21 protein-coding genes are annotated in these 22,129 nt (G+C 59.7%); 13 read left to right on the top strand and 8 right to left on the bottom strand.

Annotation, left to right across the window (positions count from 1 at the left end; genetic code table 11):
- Both NW816_RS06030 and NW816_RS06025 read left to right on the top strand, forming a co-directional pair.
- Positions 1-882 carry a hypothetical protein gene (locus NW816_RS06030; RefSeq protein ID WP_414408577.1) on the top strand — a complete coding sequence of 294 codons (882 nt, stop codon included), beginning with the start codon at positions 1-3 and terminating at the stop codon, positions 880-882.
- A gap of 70 nt (positions 883-952) precedes the next feature.
- A complete protein-coding gene (locus tag NW816_RS06025; protein WP_414350282.1) occupies positions 953-1,822 on the top strand; it encodes an SDH family Clp fold serine proteinase in 870 nt (289 codons plus the stop codon).
- On the opposite strand, the gene NW816_RS06020 is transcribed toward NW816_RS06025, so the two are convergent.
- Positions 1,814-2,506, bottom strand: coding sequence for a J domain-containing protein (locus NW816_RS06020; RefSeq protein ID WP_414408576.1), 693 nt, complete (start codon positions 2,504-2,506; stop codon positions 1,814-1,816). The two genes, NW816_RS06025 and NW816_RS06020, sit on opposite strands and share 9 nt — an antisense overlap.
- Before the next feature lie 84 nt (positions 2,507-2,590).
- Between NW816_RS06020 and NW816_RS06015 the strand changes: the two genes are divergently transcribed.
- Complete coding sequence (locus NW816_RS06015) at positions 2,591-2,881, top strand: DUF3082 domain-containing protein (protein WP_414408575.1); 291 nt, start codon at positions 2,591-2,593, stop codon at positions 2,879-2,881.
- A 61-nt stretch (positions 2,882-2,942) separates the two neighbouring features.
- On the opposite strand, the gene sixA is transcribed toward NW816_RS06015, so the two are convergent.
- The 3 genes from sixA to murA all read right to left on the bottom strand — a co-directional run bounded on the left by sixA (position 2,943) and on the right by murA (position 7,287).
- The gene (gene sixA, locus NW816_RS06010; protein ID WP_414408574.1) at positions 2,943-3,530 is read right to left on the bottom strand and encodes a phosphohistidine phosphatase SixA; all 588 of its coding nucleotides are present in this window, start codon (positions 3,528-3,530) and stop codon (positions 2,943-2,945) included.
- Positions 3,531-3,667: 137 nt separating this feature from the next.
- Positions 3,668-5,884 carry a transglycosylase SLT domain-containing protein gene (locus NW816_RS06005; RefSeq protein WP_414408573.1) on the bottom strand — a complete coding sequence of 739 codons (2,217 nt, stop codon included), beginning with the start codon at positions 5,882-5,884 and terminating at the stop codon, positions 3,668-3,670.
- Between the two features lie 104 nt (positions 5,885-5,988).
- The gene (murA, locus tag NW816_RS06000; protein WP_414408624.1) at positions 5,989-7,287 is read right to left on the bottom strand and encodes a UDP-N-acetylglucosamine 1-carboxyvinyltransferase; all 1,299 of its coding nucleotides are present in this window, start codon (positions 7,285-7,287) and stop codon (positions 5,989-5,991) included.
- A 460-nt stretch (positions 7,288-7,747) separates the two neighbouring features.
- Here murA and NW816_RS05995 point away from each other — a divergent pair, with 460 nt between their 5' ends.
- From NW816_RS05995 to NW816_RS05975, 5 genes are all read left to right on the top strand, one after another.
- The gene (locus tag NW816_RS05995) at positions 7,748-7,870 is read left to right on the top strand and encodes a hypothetical protein (RefSeq protein ID WP_414357486.1); all 123 of its coding nucleotides are present in this window, start codon (positions 7,748-7,750) and stop codon (positions 7,868-7,870) included.
- A gap of 41 nt (positions 7,871-7,911) precedes the next feature.
- Complete coding sequence (locus NW816_RS05990; RefSeq protein ID WP_414408572.1) at positions 7,912-8,565, top strand: DUF3386 domain-containing protein; 654 nt, start codon at positions 7,912-7,914, stop codon at positions 8,563-8,565.
- A 227-nt stretch (positions 8,566-8,792) separates the two neighbouring features.
- On the top strand, positions 8,793-10,067 hold the full coding sequence (locus NW816_RS05985; protein ID WP_414408571.1) for a GNAT family N-acetyltransferase: 1,275 nt from the start codon (positions 8,793-8,795) through the stop codon (positions 10,065-10,067).
- A gap of 56 nt (positions 10,068-10,123) precedes the next feature.
- Entirely contained in the window at positions 10,124-10,741 is a 618-nt protein-coding gene (locus NW816_RS05980) for an Npun_F5749 family FMN-dependent PPOX-type flavoprotein (protein WP_414381697.1), read from the top strand.
- Between the two features lie 320 nt (positions 10,742-11,061).
- Positions 11,062-11,571: a hypothetical protein gene (locus NW816_RS05975; RefSeq protein ID WP_414408570.1), complete on the top strand. Its 510-nt coding sequence runs from the start codon at positions 11,062-11,064 to the stop codon at positions 11,569-11,571.
- A 32-nt stretch (positions 11,572-11,603) separates the two neighbouring features.
- Here NW816_RS05975 and folD read toward each other — a convergent pair whose 3' ends face one another.
- From folD to xseA, 3 genes are all read right to left on the bottom strand, one after another.
- Complete coding sequence (gene folD, locus NW816_RS05970) at positions 11,604-12,473, bottom strand: bifunctional methylenetetrahydrofolate dehydrogenase/methenyltetrahydrofolate cyclohydrolase FolD (RefSeq protein ID WP_414408569.1); 870 nt, start codon at positions 12,471-12,473, stop codon at positions 11,604-11,606.
- A gap of 92 nt (positions 12,474-12,565) precedes the next feature.
- On the bottom strand, positions 12,566-12,802 hold the full coding sequence (xseB, locus tag NW816_RS05965) for an exodeoxyribonuclease VII small subunit (protein WP_414408568.1): 237 nt from the start codon (positions 12,800-12,802) through the stop codon (positions 12,566-12,568).
- Complete coding sequence (gene xseA / locus NW816_RS05960; protein WP_414408567.1) at positions 12,783-14,063, bottom strand: exodeoxyribonuclease VII large subunit; 1,281 nt, start codon at positions 14,061-14,063, stop codon at positions 12,783-12,785. Before xseA ends, xseB begins: the two co-directional genes overlap by 20 nt.
- 73 nt (positions 14,064-14,136) lie before the next feature.
- Between xseA and NW816_RS05955 the strand changes: the two genes are divergently transcribed.
- A complete protein-coding gene (locus NW816_RS05955) occupies positions 14,137-15,291 on the top strand; it encodes an AI-2E family transporter (RefSeq protein WP_414408566.1) in 1,155 nt (384 codons plus the stop codon).
- A gap of 256 nt (positions 15,292-15,547) precedes the next feature.
- Here the strand turns inward: NW816_RS05955 and NW816_RS05950 are convergent, their stop codons facing one another.
- A complete protein-coding gene (locus NW816_RS05950; protein ID WP_414408565.1) occupies positions 15,548-16,858 on the bottom strand; it encodes a hypothetical protein in 1,311 nt (436 codons plus the stop codon).
- Positions 16,859-17,116: 258 nt separating this feature from the next.
- Between NW816_RS05950 and ccsB the strand changes: the two genes are divergently transcribed.
- The 4 genes from ccsB (at position 17,117) to NW816_RS05930 (ending at position 22,045) form a co-directional block, all read left to right on the top strand.
- The gene (gene ccsB, locus NW816_RS05945) at positions 17,117-18,136 is read left to right on the top strand and encodes a c-type cytochrome biogenesis protein CcsB (RefSeq protein WP_414388903.1); all 1,020 of its coding nucleotides are present in this window, start codon (positions 17,117-17,119) and stop codon (positions 18,134-18,136) included.
- 84 nt (positions 18,137-18,220) lie between these two features.
- The gene (locus NW816_RS05940) at positions 18,221-18,604 is read left to right on the top strand and encodes a lipopolysaccharide assembly protein LapA domain-containing protein (RefSeq protein WP_414408564.1); all 384 of its coding nucleotides are present in this window, start codon (positions 18,221-18,223) and stop codon (positions 18,602-18,604) included.
- Positions 18,605-18,680: 76 nt separating this feature from the next.
- Positions 18,681-20,363: a trigger factor gene (tig, locus tag NW816_RS05935; RefSeq protein WP_414408563.1), complete on the top strand. Its 1,683-nt coding sequence runs from the start codon at positions 18,681-18,683 to the stop codon at positions 20,361-20,363.
- 182 nt (positions 20,364-20,545) lie between these two features.
- A complete protein-coding gene (locus NW816_RS05930; protein WP_414408562.1) occupies positions 20,546-22,045 on the top strand; it encodes a S41 family peptidase in 1,500 nt (499 codons plus the stop codon).
- Positions 22,046-22,129: the final 84 nt, after the last annotated feature.

Raw genomic sequence — 22,129 nt, 5'->3', positions numbered from 1 at the left:
ATGGTTTGGCCAACGCTGCAAGTCCCGCAGGTGCTGCTGTTTGTGGAAGCGGCCAGCCTGTTGCAGGACTCTAGCCAGGTTTTGTTGCAGGCCGGTCGGGCAACGGCAGATTTGCCGGAGTTGATTGCAGAAGCACAGACGCGGGCCGAAGCCCAGGTGCAGCTCCTTGGGATCCCGGCAGACTTGCGGGCACAGGTGCGAGGGATCCTCAGGTTGACCTCGCCCCAAGAGGTGCTGGCCTACTTGCAGGACTTGCTGGACAGGGGATCTGGCCCGGATTTGGAAGCCTTTTTGGAGCAGGCGGGATCCGCCTCTACGGTGCTGCGCTTCCCCCCCCTGTTGGTGGGGGCTGTGGCTCTGCAGGTGTTGCTGGAGCGGTTGGACTTTTCTCCAGAAGAGCGGGCTGTGGTGCAAGCCCAACGGGATCAATGGGAACAGGCCCTGGCGGAATTGGCCATCCACCACAGGGTTTCCCCAGAGCCGCTGCAGGCTGCTGCCGAGACGGTGCTGCGGGCGGCTTCAGCAGAGGAGCTGCTGCAACTGGGTCAGGATCTTTTTCAAGATCTCCAAGATCTCGCTGTTGCTGATTCTGAGCCAGAAGCCGAGCCTCAGGTGGAATTGGCGGGGCCTCTGCTGTTCATGATGGTGGCCGATCACCTGCTGGCCCAAACGGAGTATCCGCTGACCCCGGAGCAGCGGCTGGACTTGCAAACCAATCGCGCCGAGGCAGAAACCCGCTACTTGGCCATGCAAAAGTTGGGCCGCATTGAAAACTTGGCGGAGCAGCAGGCTTATATTCGATCCTGGATTGACCAAGCTTCCGTACCGGATTTGCTGCAGGCTTTGGATCGCTTTTTTGCGGCGTCTGAACCCAACTCATGAGGCTCAGGGATCGCCGAAGATTTTGGATCCCCTATGCTGGAGTCAAAGGGATCCCACTTGAGGTGCGAAAGTGGACTGGGGCAGCCTGTTTTGGATTTTCCTGATCTTCAGCTCTTTGCAACCTCTGCTGAACCGTCGTGCCCAAGAGTTCCGGCGCTTGATGGCCATTCGGGAGTTGGAGCAAAAGCGGGGCAGCCGGGTGATTCTGCTCATTCACCGCCAGGAGTCGATCAGTTTTTTGGGGATCCCGGTTTCCCGCTACATCAGCATCGAGGACTCCGAGCAGGTATTGCGGGCGATTCGCCTCACTCCACCCAATACCCCGATTGATTTGATTTTGCATACCCCCGGTGGCCTGGTGCTGGCTACGGAGCAAATTGCCCGCGCCTTGATCCGCCATCCGGCCAAAGTGACAGTGTTTGTGCCCCACTACGCCATGTCGGGGGGGACGATGCTGGCCCTGGCCGCCGACGAAATCGTCATGGATGCCAATGCAGTCCTGGGGCCGGTGGATCCACAGTTGGGGGGGTATGCTGCCGCCAGTATTCTGCAGGTGGTGGCGGATAAACCCATTGCCGAAATCGATGACCAAACCTTGATCCTGGCAGATCTGGCCCGCAAAGCGATGCAACAGGTACAGAACTTCGTGCGGGATCTCCTGAAGGACGATGTGCCCAAGCGCAAAATTGCCCCCGAACGCATCGAGCCCCTCATCCAGTACCTAACCAGTGGACAAGTTACCCACGACTACCCGATCACTGCCGAAGAAGCCCAAAGGTTGGGCCTGCCCATTTCTACTGAGTTGCCACCCCAAATCTATGCCCTGATGGACTTGTACCCACAGGCCACCATGGGCCGCCCTTCCGTGCAGTACATCCCCATCCCCTATGATCCTCGCCCCTCTCTGCCCAGGGGGGGATCCCGCTCTGGCTTAGGGTGAACTCTTGGCGTAAGCTTCCATAGCTTCCAGGCGCAGCCCCCCTGCCCGGCGAAACAGCTCTTGTCCGGTGTGCAGATGGCGGTCGTCGAAGTTCAGGGGGAAATACTGCAGCTCCTCTAGAGCGTCCTCTAGGTGGTTGAGGGCGTAGTAGAGGCGAGAAGCCACTCCCCCCAGGCTGCTGGGATTGGGGAGGCGGCCAAAGATCTGCTGGGCTTGGGCCAGTTTCTGCGCACACTCTTCCAGATAGTCAGCAAAAGACTGCAACAGGTTGGGATCAAAGGGATCCGCCGCCAAAGCATGCAACTGAGGCTCTAGGGAAGACAGCAGGGGCCCCAAAACTCGGTTTAGGGGGGTGTAGACCTGTTGGATCCAGGCTGCGCGGGCGATGGCTTCGTGGCTGACGGTTTCATGGGGAGATCCCGTCGGCTGAGGGCGGGGTGAGGTGCGGCTGGAGTGCAGTTGCCGATCGTATTCGCGGCGAGATTGCGGATCTTTGAGCACCGCGTAGGCAGCGTTGATCTGGCGGATGCGCTCAGAGGTGGCCCGATCTTTTTTGGCCAGCAGGCTGTCGGGATGGTGGTACTTGACCAAACGACGGTAGGCGGACTTGATCTCCTCCGCCGTCGCCCCCACGGAAACGCCCAAAACTTCGTAGTGGGATCCCACTCCCGATCCGCTCTCCATAACCCCTAGGCTTGCCGGAAAGAAAAGAAACTTCCACATTGTACCTGCAGCCTAGAATAAAGGTGAGTTTTCCGGTGCTGCCCCATGTCTTCTTCTCCACAGGGATCCCCCCATCCTTTCAGTGCCCTCTTGGGGGCCGCCATCGCCGTCAGTTTGGGCTACGGGTTCTTTCAACTGCTGCTCTCGATGTTGGCCAAGTTGCCGCCAATTGAGGTGGAGATTGGATCGTTGGCCCGCGGAATCAGCATTCTGGTGCGCTACCTGCTGGTCGGTTCCGTTTCCCTGATTGCCTTCATGTTTGCCATGGTGGGGTTGGGGCTGGCGGCCTATTGTGTGCAATTGCTGGGAGAGCGGCTGACCTCCTCTCAGCGCTGAACCTAGGGGCACAACCTCTGGCCGACTCGTTGGGCGTTTATCATGATGAGCCAGCTTCTTCTCAGCGCAGCACCACCTTGGGGGAGAGCAACAAAGTCAGGGATCCCTGGCGGTAGTCAATCCGGCCTTCGGCAAAGCGCACTTGGGCTAGGCCCGCTTTTTTGAGGGTGATCGCGTGGGCGTTGGCCGGGTTTAGACCAACAGCCGCTTGCACCCACAGGCTCAGATCCGGCTGGTGACCGACCAGAGCCAAAGACGCCAGAGGTTCCCGCTCTGCTTGCCAGCGCACCAGGTCAGCAAAACTGCCGCCCGGAGCCAGCGGTTCAAACACCTCCACAGCTTCGGCCAGGTTCTCGTCCAAAAAGATCTCAGCCGTCTGCCGAGCCCTCACCAGGGGACTGGTGAGCAGGAGATCCCACCTCCAGCCCATGTTCTTGAGCTGGCGGGCAATCTTGCGGCAGCGCCTGCGACCTTCGTCTGTAAGGGCCCGAAAGGCATCCTCGACTTCTGGCCGGGGTTCCTCGGCTATGCCATGGCGAATAAAATCCACAGCCAGCTCCTGCCGGGCAGCTTGCTTTTCTGCCGCACCCTGATAGTGCTCCGCACCGCTAACGCAAACGCCCTCCTGTTGTTCAAACCCAGAGACCATAGAACCCCGTCCTGTCAGCGCGAACGGCACTGTCAAATCTTGACTGCCAAATCTTGGAATAACTGTAACTCTCCCAGAATACTGTGGGAAAAAAGCCCACTCCCTCTACGGCAGCACTCCCGCGACAAAACCGGAAGTCATGAAGAAGACGAGGGGTTATGCAGTCGCTGGCTGACCAGAGTGCGCCCCTCCTGGGTGTAGAGCTGCCAGTAGTTCCAGTAGTTGCCAAACACGGACTTCACATAGCCCCGGGTTTCGGGGAAGGGGATCTGCTCCACAAACACGTCCGGATCCCCGAAGCCAAAGCGGTTCAGCCATCTGGCCACGTTGCCGGGGCCACCATTGTAGCTGGCCAGGGCCAGCAAGGTGTTGTCTTGATAGGTGCGGTGGGTGTAGTCGAAGTACCAGGATCCCAGGTAGAGATTGTCGGCGGGGTTGGTGAGGCTGTACTGGGCCAGGCCGATCTGCTGGGCAATCCAGCGGCCAGTAGCGGGCATCACCTGCATCAAGCCCAAAGCCCCCGAGGCCGAGACGATCTCTGGCTCAAAGCGGGATTCCTGCCGGATCAAAGCCGCCACCATCAAGGGATTGAGGTTAAATTGCCGTGACCAGTGGGCCAAGCCGGGTTGGGCGTAGGGATCCCCGCTCCAGGAATTGTCTGGGCCGGCATAGTAGTGCAGCGGATAGATGGCCTGCCAGAAATCTTGGCGCTGCCTCAACGTCTCCAGCAAGGGATCCGGCTCTTCGCTAAAGCGCAAAGCAGCCACCTGGTTAATGCCCCGCAGGTGCTCTCCGGCGCTGTTGCGCAAAATGCCCGTGACAAAGCGCTCGGCAACGCTCATCTGGCGGGGATCCCGCTGCACGGGAGTTTCGCCCTGCCAGCGTTCCCAGGCCAGTTGGCTGGCTCCCATCAAATGCAGGGTTTGCGTAACTGCAGAGACCCCTGGCAACGGTTGGCGCACCGGCTGAAAATCCACCTCAACCCTTTTGCGCCCGCTGTAGAAATCCCCCACCGGCCAGCCCAGTTGCACTGCCGACCGCCAGCCGTAGTAGGTGTGGGGAAACTGACGCAGTACCTGCCGATAGGTCTGCCGAGCTGCAGCCACATCCCCCTGCTGTTCCCGCCATTTGCCCGCCCAGTAGAGCAGTTGTGCCCCCATTTCTGTATCCCGCTGGGCGGATCCGATCTGTTGGGCCAGGGCGATGGCTTGGCTGAGATTGCCTGCTTGTGCTTGGCTCCAGGCCACTGTCCAGGCGGCATTGGCTGCAGCTTCGCTGGCTGGAAAGCGATCCCAAAGGGCTTGCCGGGTGGCTTGGGCCGATTGGGGGCTGGCGTTGCGATCATAGAGCTGGCTGAGGCTAAGCAACGCCTCTGGAGCTTCTTTATCTGAGCCGGATCCCACCTGTCGGAGGAGTTCAATTGCCGTCGGCAGGTCGCTCAGTTCCGCCAAACGGCGGCGGGTGAGAGAAGCCTCTGGCCCATCGGGAAACTGTGCCAGCAGCGCTTGGTAAGCCGCTTTGGCCTGGGGAAACTCCCGCGAGATCTGGTGGCTGCGGCCCCAGCGGTAGAGGTTCTGAGAGGTGGCGGGGGCACGCCCATAGGCCCGGGCAGCTTTGCCGTACTCCCGTTGCTCCCAGTAGGCATCGGCGAGGATCTGCCAGTCGGAAGCCGTGAGGGATCCCTCCTGAGCCTGCCGCCAGCGATCCAGCAGCGGCGTTAGCCCAGGGGTTTGCGGGTGATGTTGGGCCAAATCCCGCAGCAGGTCATAGCGGTCGGGATCCAGCTCCAGCAAATGCTTGAGGGCACGTCCGGTCAGCGGATGGGTGGGAAATTGCTGCCGCAGCCGATCCACCTGGCCCATCCCCCAGAGGGCATAGGCAGCGACAGGGCTGTGGGGATATTCCTGCAAAATCTTGGGCCACCAGATCCCTTGGGCTGTTTCCTTGTCCTGCAACTGTTCATAGGCTTGGGCCCTGAGCTTCCAAATCTCTTCCCTCAGAACCGGCAGGCTCTCTTCCAGCCCCTGCAAATGCTTCAAGGCAGATTGCGCTTGGCCGGCCTGTAGCGCTGCATAGGCTTGCAGAAAGGCCACTGTGGAAGTTTGAGGCAGTTGCGTCGGATCCCTGTCTTCTGGTGCAGAGGCCACCTCCGCGGTTTCTGCCCAGGATGAGGTGTAGAAGCCCCAGACGGCCCCACCCAGAGCTGCTCCCGCTGCCAGCACACCGGCAGCCCATCTTATCCAGCGTCGTTTGCTGCCTGTCAGGATCCCCATGCTTTGCCTCCCCACCACCTCTGAACTAAGATACTCAACCCGACTGCGTTGAGCCACCGGACGACTCGATACTTGCAACATGGCTGGAAAGCTCACCCAGCAAGCGGTCGCCGCGCATTGTGGCCAGGCGATAGGCAGGGAGAGATGCAACGATTTCTTCAAACTTCAAACGGCGGTGAAACGGCTCATTTCCCCAATTGCGCTGTCGGGCTTTCGCTGCGGTACACCTTGGCCCCGACACTGCGCAGCTTTTCATCAATGGCTTCGTAGCCCCGGTCGATGTAGTGCAATCCGTGGATCGTGGAGCAGCCTTCAGCCGCCAGACCGGCCAACACCAGGGCCGCACCCGCCCGCAGGTCGGTAGCCACCACCGGAGCGCCGGAAAGGGACGGCACCCCTCGGATCAGGGCCACTCGGTTCTTCAGGCGAATATCGGCTCCCATGCGGTTGAGCTCGGGAATGTGGTGCATGCGGTTTTCAAACACTGTCTCCTCAATGGTGCAACTGCCCTCGCTCAAGGCGGCCAAAGCCATGATCGGCGCCTGCACATCGGTGGGGAAACCGGGATAGGGCAGCGTTTGAATATCAGTTGCCTGACAGAGCCAGCCTGAGCTCAGTTGGGCTGGGGCAATGCGCAACCGGTTTGGGCCCTCTTCTTCCACCCGCAGACCCATGGCTTGCAACTTGGCGATCACCGCCCGCAGATGATCGGGAATAACAGGGCCAACTGTGAGGTGAGAGCGGGTAATGGCCCCGGCAATGAGATAGGTGCTGGCCTCAATGCGGTCGGGAATGACGGTGTACTCCGTTCCATGCAAGCGGGTCACCCCTACCACCACAACCGTATTGGTGCCGATACCGCGAATGCGGGCCCCCATGGCTTGACAAAAGCGGGCCAGATCCGCCACCTCCGGCTCTTGGGCGGCGTTCTCGATCACCGTTTCTCCATCCGCCAGCGTAGCGGCCATCATCAAGGTCTCGGTGGCACCGACGCTGGGATAGTCCAGGTAAATACGGGTTCCCAACAGTTTACGGGCATAGGCATGAACCACCCCATGCTCGATTTGGACCGTTGCCCCCAAGGCTTGTAGACCCCGCACATGCAGATCCACAGGACGAGACCCGATCGCACAGCCGCCGGGCAAGGGAACTCTGGCCACCCCCAGCCGCGCCAACAGAGGCCCTATGATGAAAAAGCTGGCCCGCAACTGGCTGACCAATTCATAAGGGGCTTGAGAGGTTTTGAGGGAGCTGGCATCCAGGTCCAGGGTATTGCCAACATGGGAAACCTTAACTCCCAGCGTGGCCAGGATCTGCCCCATGCGTTCAATGTCCAGCAGACGCGGCACGTTGTGAATTCGACAGGCCTCAGGAGCCAAGATGGCCCCGGCCATCAGCGCCAAGGCAGAGTTTTTTGCCCCGCCAATAGGGATGTGGCCACTCAGGGTCTGCTTGCCAATGATTTTCAGCACTGGCCCCATCATCTCAGGTGAGGGTGCAATTCCGGTCAAGCCTGGCGAAGATCCCAAGGACTCTATCCTACCGACATGCTGCGGCTCTGCGCCGTGCGGAGCACGATCAGTGAAGTCTCTCAATCTTCCTCCTCACCTAACAAAGAATACACATAGGAAAGGCGGCCTCTTTCCAGGAAATACTCTGGAGAGAGAAGCAGCCAAATGCGCAAGCAGAAACTCGGTAGAGGAAGGAAGAGAAGGGCTGTCGATGCTGCCCTCATCTTACCCAAGTTCCTGGTTTGCGACAGCAGTTCCGGCAACTCGGCCAAAGGGATCTGTCCCGCCGACCTGGACAAAGCCGAAGCCTTGTCATCCTCAAGACACCTGGGAGCATCCCACAGTGCGCTGAGGAAAGCCGACCGACCTCCGTGCATCTAGAGATGAAGAGATAAAAATCTCAAAGATGCCTCGCGTTGGAGGTTAGGTTGGGATGGGCCTCAGCCTACCGGCAAAATGGGGATCCCTGCTGCTTTTTGAGAAAGACCGTCTTCAGCAGACGGGGATCCTCAGCACAGCCGGATGGGGTTTAGCCCAGCGGCAAGAAGCAGTATGATACTCATGAGAAGCACTTGCAATAACGATGGGAGACAGCCGATGATCGCCACTCAAGTCTCTGCCCAAGAGTTGTTTCGGGCCGCCTATGAAAACCGCTACACCTGGGATCCCGCTTTCCCAGGCTACAGCGCCGAGGTCACCTATTGGGATGGGGAGCGCACATTCGTTGGGCAGGTGCGAGTGGGAGCAGACCTAAAGGCCACTGTTACCGGCGTAGAGGATGAGGAAGCTCGAAAAGCCATTCACAACCAACTTTGGGAGATTGCCATTCACCGGGTGCACCGCAGCTTCGACGAGACCCATGGGAACAACACCTTCCGTTATGGCCAAACCCTGCCCGATGGCACAGTGGAGATCCTGGTGGGGGGCAAAGCAGAAGGGGATCGCTACCACGTGCGCGATAACCAGGTTACTATGGTGCACCGGCATATCCACGGAGTGGTGGTTACCATCCACACCTTCAGCAGCCACGATACCGGCGAAGGCTATCTTTCCCACCGCTACGATTCCGTCTATCACGATCCCCAAACGGGCGAGCAAAAAGGCGGGCGCAGCCAATTCGAGGATCTGTACACAAAAGTGGGCAAGTATTACATCCTCTCGGAGCGGCGTATCCAGACGGAGACGGAAACCGGCCCTGTGGAGAAGCGCTTCACCTTCAGCAACTTGACCTTGCTGGACACTGGGGCGTGAGCGACCCGGCATTGACCCCAGCAGGGTAGGGGGCCAGCTCTCCCGTTCGTCACTGTTGGGCAGCTACCGGGAGGCTGAGTTCACGCCCTTCTTGGCGGCCAAGCCTTTCTCGATAACGGGAAAGCCGATCTGTAGGCTTTCAAGCTTTGTTGCAGAACGATCCTCCCGGTTAGAAAAAGCAAGAGAGCCTGAGCTATGCTTTGAATATTCTCCCGCCTGCGATTGGCATGGACAACACCACAGCAAGACCCGACCCGGATGCCGAAGCCCCCATTGGTGCCCCTGACCTGATCATTCGCCCCGCCCAACTGGGGGATCTGGAGGCTGTGGAAGAGATTTTGGCGCAAGCCTTTGATGAAGAGTACAGCAGCCGCTCGGTGGATATTCGTCGCCAAGTGCGGCGGTTGCGCCAGTGGTATGGGCCCCTGAAAACCCTGACCCTGTTTCCCAATCGCTTCCAGCACATGTTTACAGTGCATGTGGCGGAGCTGAAGGGCAAGATTCAGGGGGTGATTCAGGTTTCTCCCTTCAACCATTCCCGCAGCACCTGGCGGGTCGATCATATCGCAGTGGCGCCCTCTGCCCAGCGACAGGGGGTGGGATCCCGGCTGCTCAAGCACTGCATGGAGCACTTTCGGGAAGCTCGCACCTGGATCCTGGAGGTGAACATCCACAACAAAGGGGCAATGGCGCTCTACCGGCGCAACGGCTTCCAACCCTTGGCTCAGATCACCTACTGGTCGATTCCAGCCGATATTCTGGCAGCTCTCAGCCAGCACGAGCCCAAATTGCCCAACCTGGTGCCGGTGACCAACCGGGATGCCTATGCCATCTACCAACTGGATACGGGATCCATGCCCGCCAATGTGCGCCAGGTGTACGACCGCGAGGTGAACGATTTTCGCACCAACCCACTGGATTGGCTCTTGGAGCAGGCCAAATGCGCCATCAGCCAGACGGAACGGGTGGAAGTGTGTGTTTATGAGCCCGAACGCAAAACCGCCATTGGCTACTTCAACTTGAAGTTGGATCGCACCGGGCAGCAACCTCATGTGGCCAAGCTCACGGTTCACCCCGCCTACACTTGGCTCTACCCCGAACTCATGGCCAAGATGGCCCAGCTTACCCAGGCTCATCCGCCGCAATCTCTGGCCTTGGCCTCCACCGATTACCAGCCGGAACGGGAGGAGTTCTTGCTGAAGCTGGGAGCCCAGGATGTAGAGCGGACGTTGCTGATGTCGCGTTCGGTGTGGCACAAAATCCGCGAAAGCCGCTTCTTTAGCTGGGATAGCGCCTATCTCAACGCGGTGTTGCGGGGATTGCAGGTGAAGCAGCCGGTGCCGGAGCGGTTTGAGGGGCCACCGGAAGGCTGGCTGGAGCACCACTTTCATCCCATCAGCCCAACTGAGCCGGATCCCAGCTCTGGTCGCGTCGGCGGTGCGGAGTCCTCACCAAGGCACTCCAGAGACTCCCAATCTGAGACTTCTCCACCCCCTAGCTGATCGCGTCAGGGAGAGAAAACCCCAATCCCGGCTTGCTTGCACCTTGCGAAAAACGGATGAAAGACCCGAAGGGCAATTCTACTGCGGATCCCTCTTGGCGGGCGCTGATTCAGGCGGCACTGCACCGTAACCGTAGCGATCCCGGTGTGCGGTATTTGCAATTGGCCACGGTGGATCCCCAGGGGCATCCGCGCAACCGCACGGTGGTTTTCCGGGGGTTTTTGGGCGATACCGATCGCATTCAATTGGCGGTGGATAGTCGTAGCGAGAAGATTCGACAAATTGCCCACTGCTCCCAGGCTCAGATCTGCTGGTATTTCTGCAAAACCCGCGAACAATTCCGCATTGCCGGCACCCTTGAGGCCATCGCCGCGGATCATCCGGATCCCCAAGCTCAGCGCCAGCGGCAGCAGTTGTGGCAACAGATATCGGAAAAAGGACGGCTCCTCTGGTTTTGGCCGGAACCCAAAGGGCCGCTCGCCCCGCCAGAGGCTTTTATTCAAGAGTTGCCGAAAGAGAAAGATCCGCTGCCCCCGCAGACTTTTGTGGCATTACTGCTGGAGCCAACAGAGGTGGATCACTTGCAGCTTAAGGGGGATCAGATCTATCCCCAATTGCGGACAGTGTACGAACGTACCTCCCAAGGGTGGCAGCGTCGGGCTGTGAATCCCTAAAAGGGATCCAAACTTGCTTAGCCTGGTCTGGAGTGGGGGATCCCTTCTTTCCTTGACGTTCCCCGAAAGCCCAAAGAATAGAGGAATGGACGTGTTAACGTAGCTGAACAATCCTGTTCTGCACGGTGGGGGGCGTTGCCCTCAGATGGAACTCTGTATGCGCATGCCTGGTCTATCGGTGGTAGGGCAACGGCTGATGCCTTTCCTCTAATCGACACGTATCACTTGGGCTTGCAGTGGTCTCGATGTGCGTCTTGATCTGGTCATTTTCTGCCTACATTGCTCGGGCTGTCGCCTCTCTTTTCGCTGGTGGGCCATCCATGAACAGGGCCTTGAGGGGCAAGGGATCCCTAGTGTTGTCTGTCGCTTTGGTTGGGGTAGGGGTTCTTGTGCAGGGATTGAGAGCACAAACTCTGGAGAAACCGATGCTGGAAGCCTTGGAAGATTCTGTTGAGGGGAATGTTATCCCTGTTCTGCCCTCAGAGCCTGTCTTATCCCCCCAGGCTGCCCCCACCTCCGCCCGTACGGGACCCTTTCGGGTCGGCAATCGCACGCCCCATCCGGTTCGGCTGGTGATCTTGATGCGCAGCGGCGAACGGATGATCAATCCGGAAACGGCCCACTGGGACTTTGCCCCTGGAGAAGGGGGCAGCGAAGGATTGCTGCTGAGCTTGGGAGAAGAACCGCTGCAAATCGGCCCCGGAGACATTGTGGTGGCTTTCGCCTTGGATGGAACCCGCCGCTATTGGGGGCCAAATGTGGTGGGAGAGTCTCTGGCCCCGTTTTGGGATGGGGAGAGCGGCTCCTGGTCGATGATCTTGCAGCCTTAGATGCTTTTGTACTGAATAGAACATCTTGTGGTTTATAACTGGCTGCGAAGTTTGTAGCTTTCTAGGGTGTTGGCCAGCAGCATCGTTACCGTCATCGGCCCTACGCCTCCCGGTACGGGCGTGATGGCAGCGGCCAACTCTTTGACCGCTTCATAGTCCACATCTCCCACCAGTTGCTCAGATCCGGCAGGGGTCTCGATGCGGTTGATGCCAACGTCGATGACCACCGCGCCGGGTTTTACCATGTCTGCCCTCAATAGGCGGGGGCGGCCCACGGCCATCACCACAATGTCGGCGGCGCGGGTCACTTCCGCCAGATCGGGGGTGCGGGAGTGGGCTAGGGTGACCGTCGCATCGGCGGCCAGCAACATCAGGCTCAAGGGCTTGCCCACCAAGATGCTGCGACCAACCACCACTGCCTTTCGGCCTGCAATCGGGATCCCTTCTGCTTGCAACAGGCGCATCACGCCCAAGGGGGTACAACTGCGCAAGCCGGGTTCGCCGCGCAACAGCCGGCCCAGGTTGAGGGGGTGAAGTCCATCCACATCTTTGCCGGGATCGATTGCCAAAAGGGGGGGGATGGGATCCCAGCCGGGGGGCAAGGGCAGTTGCACGAGGATGCCATCTACCCGCTCATCCTGGTTGAGTTGGTCGATGGTGTCGAGCAAATGGGCAGGGGAGTCTTGGGCGGAAAAATGTCGGCCAAAAGAAGCAATGCCCAACCGCTCACAGGCCCGCTCTTTGCCGCGCACATAAGCCGCACTGGCGGGATCCTCTCCAACCCGCAGCACTGCCAATCCCGGTGGCCGCCCCACCTGGGGTATCCAAGCTTGCACTTGGGCGGCCATCTCCGCTTGCAAGCGGGCGGCTAAGGCTTTGCCATCGAGGATCTTTGCGGGCATGGGGGCGCAAGGATAAAGACAACCATCCAACGACCATCCATAGTGAAGCAGAATGGCGACAGCAGTGCAGGGGGAATGATCAGGTGGGATCCCTATGATTCGGGCAGGTCTTCTTCCTCTTGGCCCAATTGCTCGATGATGATCTCCACCTGCTGCCGCTTTTGCTCCAGGAAGTCCGCGCAGGTTTTCAGGGTTCGGGCGGCCTGTTGAAAGCGCTCCACCACCTCGGCCAGATCCAGCTCCCCCGATTCAATCTGGGCAATCAAAGTTTCCACTTCGGCAATGGCCGCTTCATAGCGCCACGGCTCCTCACGTTTGCGGCGGTTCATGGCTCTCCTCTACTCGTACCCACAGGCTTCCCGAGGCCAGTTGTATTATCAGGCGGGTTTGGGGGGGCAGTCGATGGGTGCGGATCAGGGATCCCTCTTCATCTCGCACCAGGGCATAGCCCCGTTTCAGGACGGCTTCAGGATCGAGAGCTTGGAGGCGATCTTGCAGGGCCTGTTGGTGCTGTTGGTGTTGCCGGAAGCGATGGCGCACGGCTTGGAGCAGGCGATGTTGGTGCTGTGTCAAGCGCTCCTGAGCCTGTTGCAACAGCCGCTCTGGATGCACGTAAGCCAGGTGGTGTTGGGCCTGCTGCAAACGCTGCTGGGCCCTTTCCAAAGCTTGGCGAGTGCGTTCGATCAACTTCTGGCGCAACTGGGATCCCTGACGCTGCAATTCCCCCAGATCCGGCACGATCCGCTCGGCAGCTGCCGTTGGGGTATGGGCGGCGTAGTCGGCAGCGTAGTCCGCCAGGGTTTCATCCCGCTGGTGGCCGATCCCGGTGACCACCGGGATCCGACATTCGGCAATCGCTCGCACCACCCGCTCATCGTTAAAACAGGCCAAATCTTCGCTGGCTCCACCGCCCCGCGCCAAAAGAAGCACTTCCGCCCGCCCATCCTGTTCCACCCGGCGAATGGCCCGCACAATTGATTCCGGGGCCGCCTCCCCTTGCACTTGAGCTGGGGAGAACAGCACCCGTAGCCCGGGGTAGCGCTGGTTGAGGGTGCGCCGAATATCTCCCCAGCCGGCAGCGTGGGGGGAACTGACGACGGCAATGCACTGGGGATGAACAGGCAGAGGTCGTTGGTTATCGAACAAGCCCTCAGCACTGAGGCGGGCCTTGAGCTGTTGAAATCGCAACGCCAACAGCCCTTCCCCGGCAGGCAGCAATTGCCAGATGACGAGGCGATAATGGCTGCCGCCGCTATAGATGCCAAGTTGCCCAAGGGCAAGCACCTGTTGCCCCACTTCCGGCCAGAAGCTGAGCCTGGAAGTTTGGCCCTGCCAGACCACCCCCTTGAGAACGTCACCGGTTTCCGGATCGACTAGGGTCAAGAACAGGTGGCCATTGCGGTTGCGCTGGCAACTGGAGACTTCCCCGCTCACCCACAGCCTGACCAAGTAGGGATCCCCGGCCAGCAGCGATTTCAAATAACGGGACACTCCCCCCACCGAGAGCAGGGGAGCTTCATCCGTGAGCAAAAACTCCATCCCACTGCTGCGGGCGGCTAAAGTCACTTCTGAAGGGACAGGATCGCGCATCCAGGGTTCTCGAATAGCGATGGGACTTGTCGGGATCCCATCTAGAATAGGCGACAACCGGGCGAGAGAGGAGGTGAGCTGGCGGGTGACCTTCGCCCAGTGGCTGGGGCTAGGGGCGCTGTTGGGCCTGCTGGTTCTGCTTTGGCAGATCCGGCAGATCCTGCTGTTGGTGTTCGCGGCCATTGTGTTGGCAGTAGCATTGGATACCTTGGCCCAGATCCCACAGCGCTACGGCTTTCGGCGTGGCCCCTCAATTGTCATCACCAGTTTGACGGTTTTGGTGGCCGCGATCTTGGTGGGGCTAATCGTGGTGCCCCCCCTGGCGGAGCAGTTGCGGCGGCTGTTTACCGATGGGGTGCCCGCTGGGATCCTTCAGGCCCAGCGACTGTTCGAGAGCTTGATTCTCTCTTTGCCGACGGATATTGAGCTGCCGACGCTGCGGGAATTGGCCAATAGCTTGGTGCCCCAGGCCACCGAGTTGGTGCGACAGGTGCGCGACTTTTTCTCCGAGTCCTTCACTGCCTTTTTTGGCACCCTGCTCAACCTATTGTTTGTAATCATCCTCACCATTTTGTTGTTGGCGGATCCCCAAGCCTACAGTCGCGCTTTTGTCTCGGTTTTCCCGGCCTTTTACCGTCCCCGCATTCGCTACATCCTCAAGCGCTGTGAGCTGGCGCTGCGAGGGTGGCTGATGGGGATCCTGTTTACCAGCACCTTGGTGATGCTGCTGAGTGGGATCGGGCTGTGGATTTTGGGGGTGCCCCTGATCTTGGCCAATGCGGTGCTGGCGGGATTGTTCAACTTCATCCCCAATATCGGCCCCACCTTAAGCGTGGTAGCCCCCATGCTGGTAGCCCTCACGGATGCCCCTTGGAAGTCCTTGGCAGTGCTGGGGCTGTATATCCTGATCCAGCAGTTGGAAAGCAGCGTCTTCACCCCCATCGTTATGTCCCGACAGGTGTCGCTCCTGCCCGCCCTAACCCTAGTAGCTCAAGTTACTTCAGCCTTTTTCTTTGGGGTGCTGGGCCTGTTCCTGGCCGTGCCTTTGGCGGCAATCCTGCAGGTGTGGATTCAGGAGGTGCTAATTCGGGATGTCCTGGATCCCTGGCAGGGATCCCGATTTCGGCTCTTGCTCAGGTTGGAAAGTGGAGAGAATGGGATCCAGAGCTCCACCCAGGCGGAAAACCAGGATCCCATTCCGCGACCGCAATCGGTGCGAGAAGGTTGAGGGGGCAATGCTCCTGGCTTGGCTCAACCCCATCAGCTTAGCCACACGACCGGCCCTTCCATTGGGCAGGAATCGACGTTCTCCCCACGGCTAGAGCCGGGGGATTCTTTCCCGTCGCTCCACGCTCCTCGCGCTTGACCGGTGTGAGAACGCGACAACTGGCAACTGCGCACCCAGGCAGAGCGGCATCGGGGAAACAGTGAGGCCCACGGCCCGCTGTGCGAAGGGCATTCTGTCAACCAAGGATTCTGTCCCGCTATCGCTCACCTGGCAAGGTTGGACTGTGGAGTCCCGGCGGGAAAAGCCGCAACCCCTGCTGTCGCACCCGCCGCTCCTGGAAGGGAATGGGGGTCACGCGCGGCAAAGGCGTAGCCACAGGCTGGGGAGTTGAAGTGGGCACAGCTTGCGGAGAGGGCTCTGGGCTGGGCTCAGGCGTAAGCTCAGGTTCAGGAGTGGCCACCACGGGCGGTGGCGTTGGAACAGCCGGGATCCCCTCTGGTGTCGGACGGGGGCGGCCCAGTTGAAAGCGCGGCTGGCGACGAGGTGCAAGCGTGGGCGTCGCCTCTGGCGTTGGAGTCGGAGTGGGTGTGGGTGTGGGCGTCGGGCTGGGTGTTGGCGTCGGAGTAGGAGTGGGCGTGGGTGTCGGAGTTGGCGTTGGCGTCGGAGTTGGCGTTGGCGTGGGTTCTGGAGTCGGGGTGGGCTCCGGTGTCGGAGTTGGGGTAGGGGTGGGCTGGGGCTGGACGATGGCCAGGGCCTCTTCGGCTTTTAGCTCCCCCCGAACCAGCTTGGAGAGGGTATCTTGGCCGCCAGGGGTGTAGGTGATCTCGCGGGCGGCGCTGTTGAACACATTGCGGATGGGATCCCCTTTGCTGTCCACCAGTTCCAGCACCATCACATTGCGACCGGGCCTGAAGCCCTTCAGATAAAAAGACTCCCAGCGATCCAGCAGGCCAGATTGGCCGTTGAGGGTGTAGCGGATCCGCCAGTCCCGTGGCAAGTCACTCAACAGGCTCTCCCGCACTGGGGCATTGGCCAGCCAGAAATCCACCAAGATTGGCTCGGCCCCGTAGCTGCCTGTGGGGCGGTTGTAGGTGAGCAGGGGCAGTTGCGGCTGTGGTACGTACTCGGGGGTGGGAGCTAGCACGTGGAAGCTAACCTGGGCATAGGCTTCAGAGTTTTTGAAGCTCTCGTGCCAGGGTTTGCCGGCAAACACCCGCAGAGTATGGGATCCCGGCTCCAAATCCTTGAAAACGAGGGGAGCATCGGCATCGTAATGGGCGATGTAGGGACGGTTGTCCAGCACCACGTGCAGATGAGGGCCGAGACCCAATTGCGGATCTTTGAAAAGCGGATACCCTTGCACCGCGAAGCGAACGGTTACCTGCCGCTCTGGCAACACCTCACCTGGCTTGGGGCTGAGGATCTGAACTTGCGGGCGACAATACTGCAAATGGGCATCCAGCTTGGCAATCTCCGGGGGAACCGGCACGCGCTCTAGCTGGGGAAGCTGTTCCTGCGGGGGTTTAGGCGGGGATCCCCCACAAGAGGCCAAAACGAGGGCGGTCAACAGACAGATCCACCATCTCAACAACCCCCACCTTCTCAACCTGGCATTTCCCGCGTGTTCTTGCATGAGCCTTACATCCCAATGCTCTTTGTATCCTGCCGAGCCGCAGACAAGCCATCCCCACATTACCAGCATGTGTCCTTTGGGGAAGATCCCTTCCCCCGCCCTAGAATGGGATCAACTGGCCTGGCTCAAGCCGGGTCGGAGACACTTTTGAGGTCGTGTATGGCTCTGTTGGCGATAACAGCTCTTGCGGGCATGGATCTGGCCCAGTGGCAAGCTCTGCTCAACAACGTGGCGTTTGCCATTTCTCTGGGGGCCATGCTGTTCTACTGGGGTGGGGCAGCTTTTCCCCAGGTGCAGCTTTTGGCCGAATTGGGCCTAGCGGGGATGATCGGGGCAAACTTGACGATGGCCGCCCTGTTGACGGCCCGCTGGATCGATGCAGGCTACTTCCCCTTGAGTAATCTGTACGAGTCTTTGTTTTTCCTGGCCTGGGGGATCACCGCTTTGCACCTGCTGGCCCTCCACTGGAGCCGCAGCCGCTGGGTGGGGGTCATGACTGCCCCAGTTGTAACCGGGATCGTAGCCTTTGCTGCCTTGGTGCTGCCGGAAGATATGCAGGTAGCCCAGCCCCTTGTCCCGGCTTTGCAATCCAACTGGCTGATGATGCACGTGACTGTGATGTTGCTGGCCTACGCGGCGCTGCTGGTGGGATCCCTTCTCTCCATCAGCTTTCTCATCGTCACTCGCGGTCAGGAAGTGCATCTCAAGGGCAACTCCCTCGGCCTGCAATTTCGCCCTCCCCAACCCCAAACCCATCCCGAATGGGCGGAAGCCACCCTGCCTTCCCCGGCTTCAGAACTGGCCTACGCCGGCCTCCGCTCCCCCCGTCCTGCCCCCTCGTCCGCTGAACTCCCCCCCCAACCGGCCCCCGAAGGGATCCCCTGGCAACGGCTGAGCCTGGCAGAAATCTTGGACAACACCAGCTACCGGCTCATCGGGCTGGGCTTTCCCCTGCTCACCATCGGCATTATTGCCGGCGCCGTTTGGGCCAACGAAGCCTGGGGTACCTACTGGAGCTGGGATCCGAAAGAAACCTGGGCTTTAATTACCTGGTTGGTCTTTGCCGCCTATTTGCACGCCCGCATCACCAAAGGCTGGCAAGGCAGACGCCCCGCCCTCTTGGCCAGCTTGGGTTTTGGAGTGGTTTGGGTATGTTACCTGGGGGTCAACTTTCTGGGCAAAGGCTTACACAGCTATGGCTGGTTTTTCTGAGGGAATTTTTCTCAAAAACCGGCCCGAGTTTATGGGTATTCTGGTGCTGGCAAGCCGTAGTGGATCCCTTCGAGGAGAAAAACGATGCGACTGTTCAACTACCTGATCTTGTTTTCAGCCCTCCTGGCCATTGCCCTCTTTGCCATGCAAAACGCCACCCCGGTCACGGTTACTTTTGCCCCCGGCGTCAGCGTTGAAAGCCCTCTGGTGATGGAACTTCTGGCTGCTGCTGGGATTGGGGCCGCCCTCGCCTGGCTGTATAGCCTCTGGATGCGCGTACAGTTCAGCATCGAAGCCCGGGAAAAAAATCGGCAACTGCAGGAGAAGGAGGTCACCATCACCGAACTCAAGGAAATGGTGGTGGAGCTGGAAGCCAAAGTGAAGCAACTGCCTCCCAGCAAGCGTGCCGAACCCCAAGAGGACATCCAGGATGTGAAAGAAGTGGCCACCGAGGGATCCCCTGCCTAAAATCCCCAGGTTGACCCACAGGCCGTTGAGGTAGAATTGAACCTCTACTTGCCCCTCTCCCTATCTCATACTTCCTATGCAGGTTATCCAAGAAAAACGCCCTGGCAGCCGGGTCGGTCTCAAAATCGTGGTAGAAGCCGACCGGGTGAAGCGCTCCTACGAAAAAACCTTGCGTCAACTGGAGCAGAATATCCAAATTCCGGGATTCCGCAAGGGCAAGGCCCCCCGCAACCTCGTTGTGCGGCAGGTGGGCCGCGAGCGCATCATGGCCAGTGCTGTGGATGACCTGATCAGCGAGGCCATTCAACAGGCTTTCAAGGAAGCTCGGCTCACTCCCATTAGCCGGTTCGAGCTGGATGATGAGGTGGGTCAGCTCTTGGCTCAGTTCAACCCCGAAGCAGACTTCAGCTTCTCAGGATATGTTGAGGTGTACCCCGAAGCCCGCGTTGGCCAATACAAAGGGCTGACCGTCACGGCAACCCGCGTTGACGTCAAGCCTGAACAAATTGACCAGCTCATCGACCGATGGCGGGATCAGCGGGCCACCCTCTTGCCGGTAGAAGATCGGCCTGCTCAGTTGGGGGATGTGGTGGTGATCGATTTTGCAGCCCGCGATGCAGAAGGCAATCCCCTCGACGAGATGACCACCCAGGACTTCCAGTTGGAACTCAAGGAAGACAACTTCATCCCCGGTTTTGTGGCGGGCATCGTGGGCATGCAGCTCGACGAAACCAAGGAGATCGCAGCCACCTTCCCCGACGACTACTTCAGAAAAGAGTTGGCCGGGAAAACGGTTACCTTCACTGTCTGCCTGAGGGAAATCAAGGCCAAAGAGCTGCCCGAATTGGACGATGCCTTTGTGCAAGAGATCAGCAGCTTCCAAACGGTAGCCGAGTTGCGGGAACACCTGCAAAAGCGCCTCGAACAGGATGCCCTGAGACAATCTGAGGAGAACCTGGAAACCGCCATCCTCAACGCCATCTTGGAGACTACTGAGGTGGATTTGCCGGAAACCCTCATCGAACAAGAAACGACACAACTGCTGGCCCAGAGTCTCCAGGCCCTGCGGCAGGAAGGCATCAAGCCGGGGGAGCTCCGTAAGTTCTTGTCCGAGTTGCCTCCCGAAACCCTTAACCAGTTGAAAGAGCGCCACCGACCCGAAGCCATCGACCGGCTGCGGCGCACCTTGGCCCTGAGCGCCATCGTTCGGCAAGAGCAAATTGCCGTAGGTTCCACGGAGTTGGACGTGGAGGTGGAAGAGGTGATGGCGGCCTATGCCCAGCAAGGCCAAAAGCTGGATCGGGAACGAGTACGCCAAGCCGTCTATGAAAGCTTGCTGACCAACAAGGTGATGGCTTGGCTGAAGTCTCAGACCACGGTCAACTGGGTCGATAGCGAGGGGAATCCAACCCAGGCGCCCACTTCTTTGGCAGGCTCGGAGGAGAAGGTTGCAGTGCCAGAGGCCGAGTTTGAGGCCGATGAGCCAGAAGCAGAGGTATCTGGGATCCCTGAGGCAATTGAATCCTCATCAGAGACGGCTACGGGGGCGGAAACGGATGGAGAAGCCGCAGTCGTGGAAGCCGAACCGGCCCCAGAAGAGGCTGTAGAAGTATCCCCTGCGGAAACCCTCTCAGATTCTGCGGCAGATTCAGAACCAAAGGCAACGATCCCGGTTGAGGAGAAGGCAGAAGAAACCACTGCAGAGACCCCAGCAGCAGAAAAGCCTAAGCCAAGCAAAAAGGGCAAAAAAGGCAAGTAAGAGTAGGCTGTGGTGGGGCGGTTTTCCGGATCCCGGCTGGGAACATTCCAAAGAAGGGGGGCGCGACAGTCACCCCTAGTGTTCTAAAATGCAAAAAGCGGATACCTAACACTGCCTACAGTGGCAGAGGGGAGCGTTTAGGGTTTATCCTATTCGCAACATCTGCAAGAGGGCAGGCTACCATGAAAGGATTTGCGCGCGCAATTGGGGCTTGGGGGATCCTCACCCTGATCGCCGGGATCTCGCCCGGCAGCGCTGTGGGCCAATCGGCCTTGCCTCCTGTGCCCATCATGCCCTCGGATCCCCAAGGTTCGTTTCCCGATCCAGGGATCCCGGCAGCCCCTTCGCCTCCCCGTGAGCCGGTCGGGCTGGATCTCCGCCATCTGGTGGGATTGTTCATCAACGAGTCCTTGGGTGCAGGCAACCAAGCTGCCGCAGTCAGTTACAACGACCTCTACACCCGCCTGTTGGCCCGAAGCTACGGGGATCCCCGCCCCCCCATTGAGGTGGAGTACGAGTTCATTCAAGAGATCCTGCGGGAGTATGGGGATCCCGCCGATCGTTTCTGGGATCCGCAAGCTTTCAAGGACTTGCTCAACCGTCCCCGTCCTCCCGTACAAGCCCGCGGGATTGGCCCGCGCCAGGTTTATTTGGCAGTGCCGGATCTCACCCCAGCCACGGCTCAGCAGATCCGCCAAACCCTCTACACCCAAGACTACAGCCAGGGCATTGTCCTCGACCTGCGCGGAGCTGTGGGCTACGACCCCCAAGTGGTGGCCGATGTGGCGCGCCTGTTTTTGCCCCGCTCCGTCCAGCCGCTGCTGATTACCGAAGACCGATTCGGGCAGCCCACCCTCTGGAACAGCGAAAATCTGCCCATTGCCGCCGGGATCCCGTTGGCCGTTCTGGTGGATGGCAACACCCGCCAGGGGGCCACCCTCCTGGCTGCCCAGTTGGGAGCCAGCGGCAGCACCCTCATTTTGGGGCAGCCCACCCAGGGCAGCGAACGACAAACCCGCTTCTTTGCCCTTCCCTCCGGCGCGGCGGTGGAACTGGCCGTGGCCACCTGGAAAACAGGGGATGGTCGCTCTTTGGAGCGGGGTCTGGTGCCCTTGCAGACCGTGGAAGGAGATGACAATGCTTGGCTGAATGCCGGCCTGCAAGCGCTGGCCTTGCCCCCCCGGCGACCTGCCCTGCCCCCACGGCCTACAGTGCTGGTGCAAGAGGGTCGAGTCGGTCGCTTTGAGCTGGGCATGGATACCCGCAACGTGGATACCCACCTGCTGGGCAATGTCGATCAGATCCCAGCGGCCTCTGGAGCCAATGTGTTTCAGCCCAACAGCGACTTGAAGATCTTTTACCTACAAGACTACATCCTCTTCACCTACCGTCATCCGGGCATTGTGGATAGCTTTTTCGCCAACCGCATCTACACCACCCACCCGGAAGCCATGACCGGCGAAGGGATCCGCATTGGTTCCACCTACTCAGAAGTGATCGCCGTTTACGGTGGGCCCGGCGAGAACGGCTACAACGAGGTGGTGCCCTATCCCAAGGGGAGCCGAGAGTATCTGCGCGACGACCGCTACTACGTCAACTACGATGCTCTGGGCCTGGCCTTTGCCTTTGAGGTGGGATCCAACCAGGTCACGGCCATTGGCCTGTTCAAGCCGGGGAGCTGAAGACGAAGGTAAACTACCCCCGCCTAAAGGCGGGAGCTTTCAGTAGCCCTAGAGTCGGCAAGCCAACCCTGGACCTCTAGGCTG

It is taken from the genome of Synechococcus sp. W55.1 (genome assembly GCF_047461655.1).
Lineage (GTDB): Bacteria > Cyanobacteriota > Cyanobacteriia > Thermostichales > Thermostichaceae > Thermostichus.
This window is presented reverse-complemented; position numbering and strand designations above follow the sequence as displayed.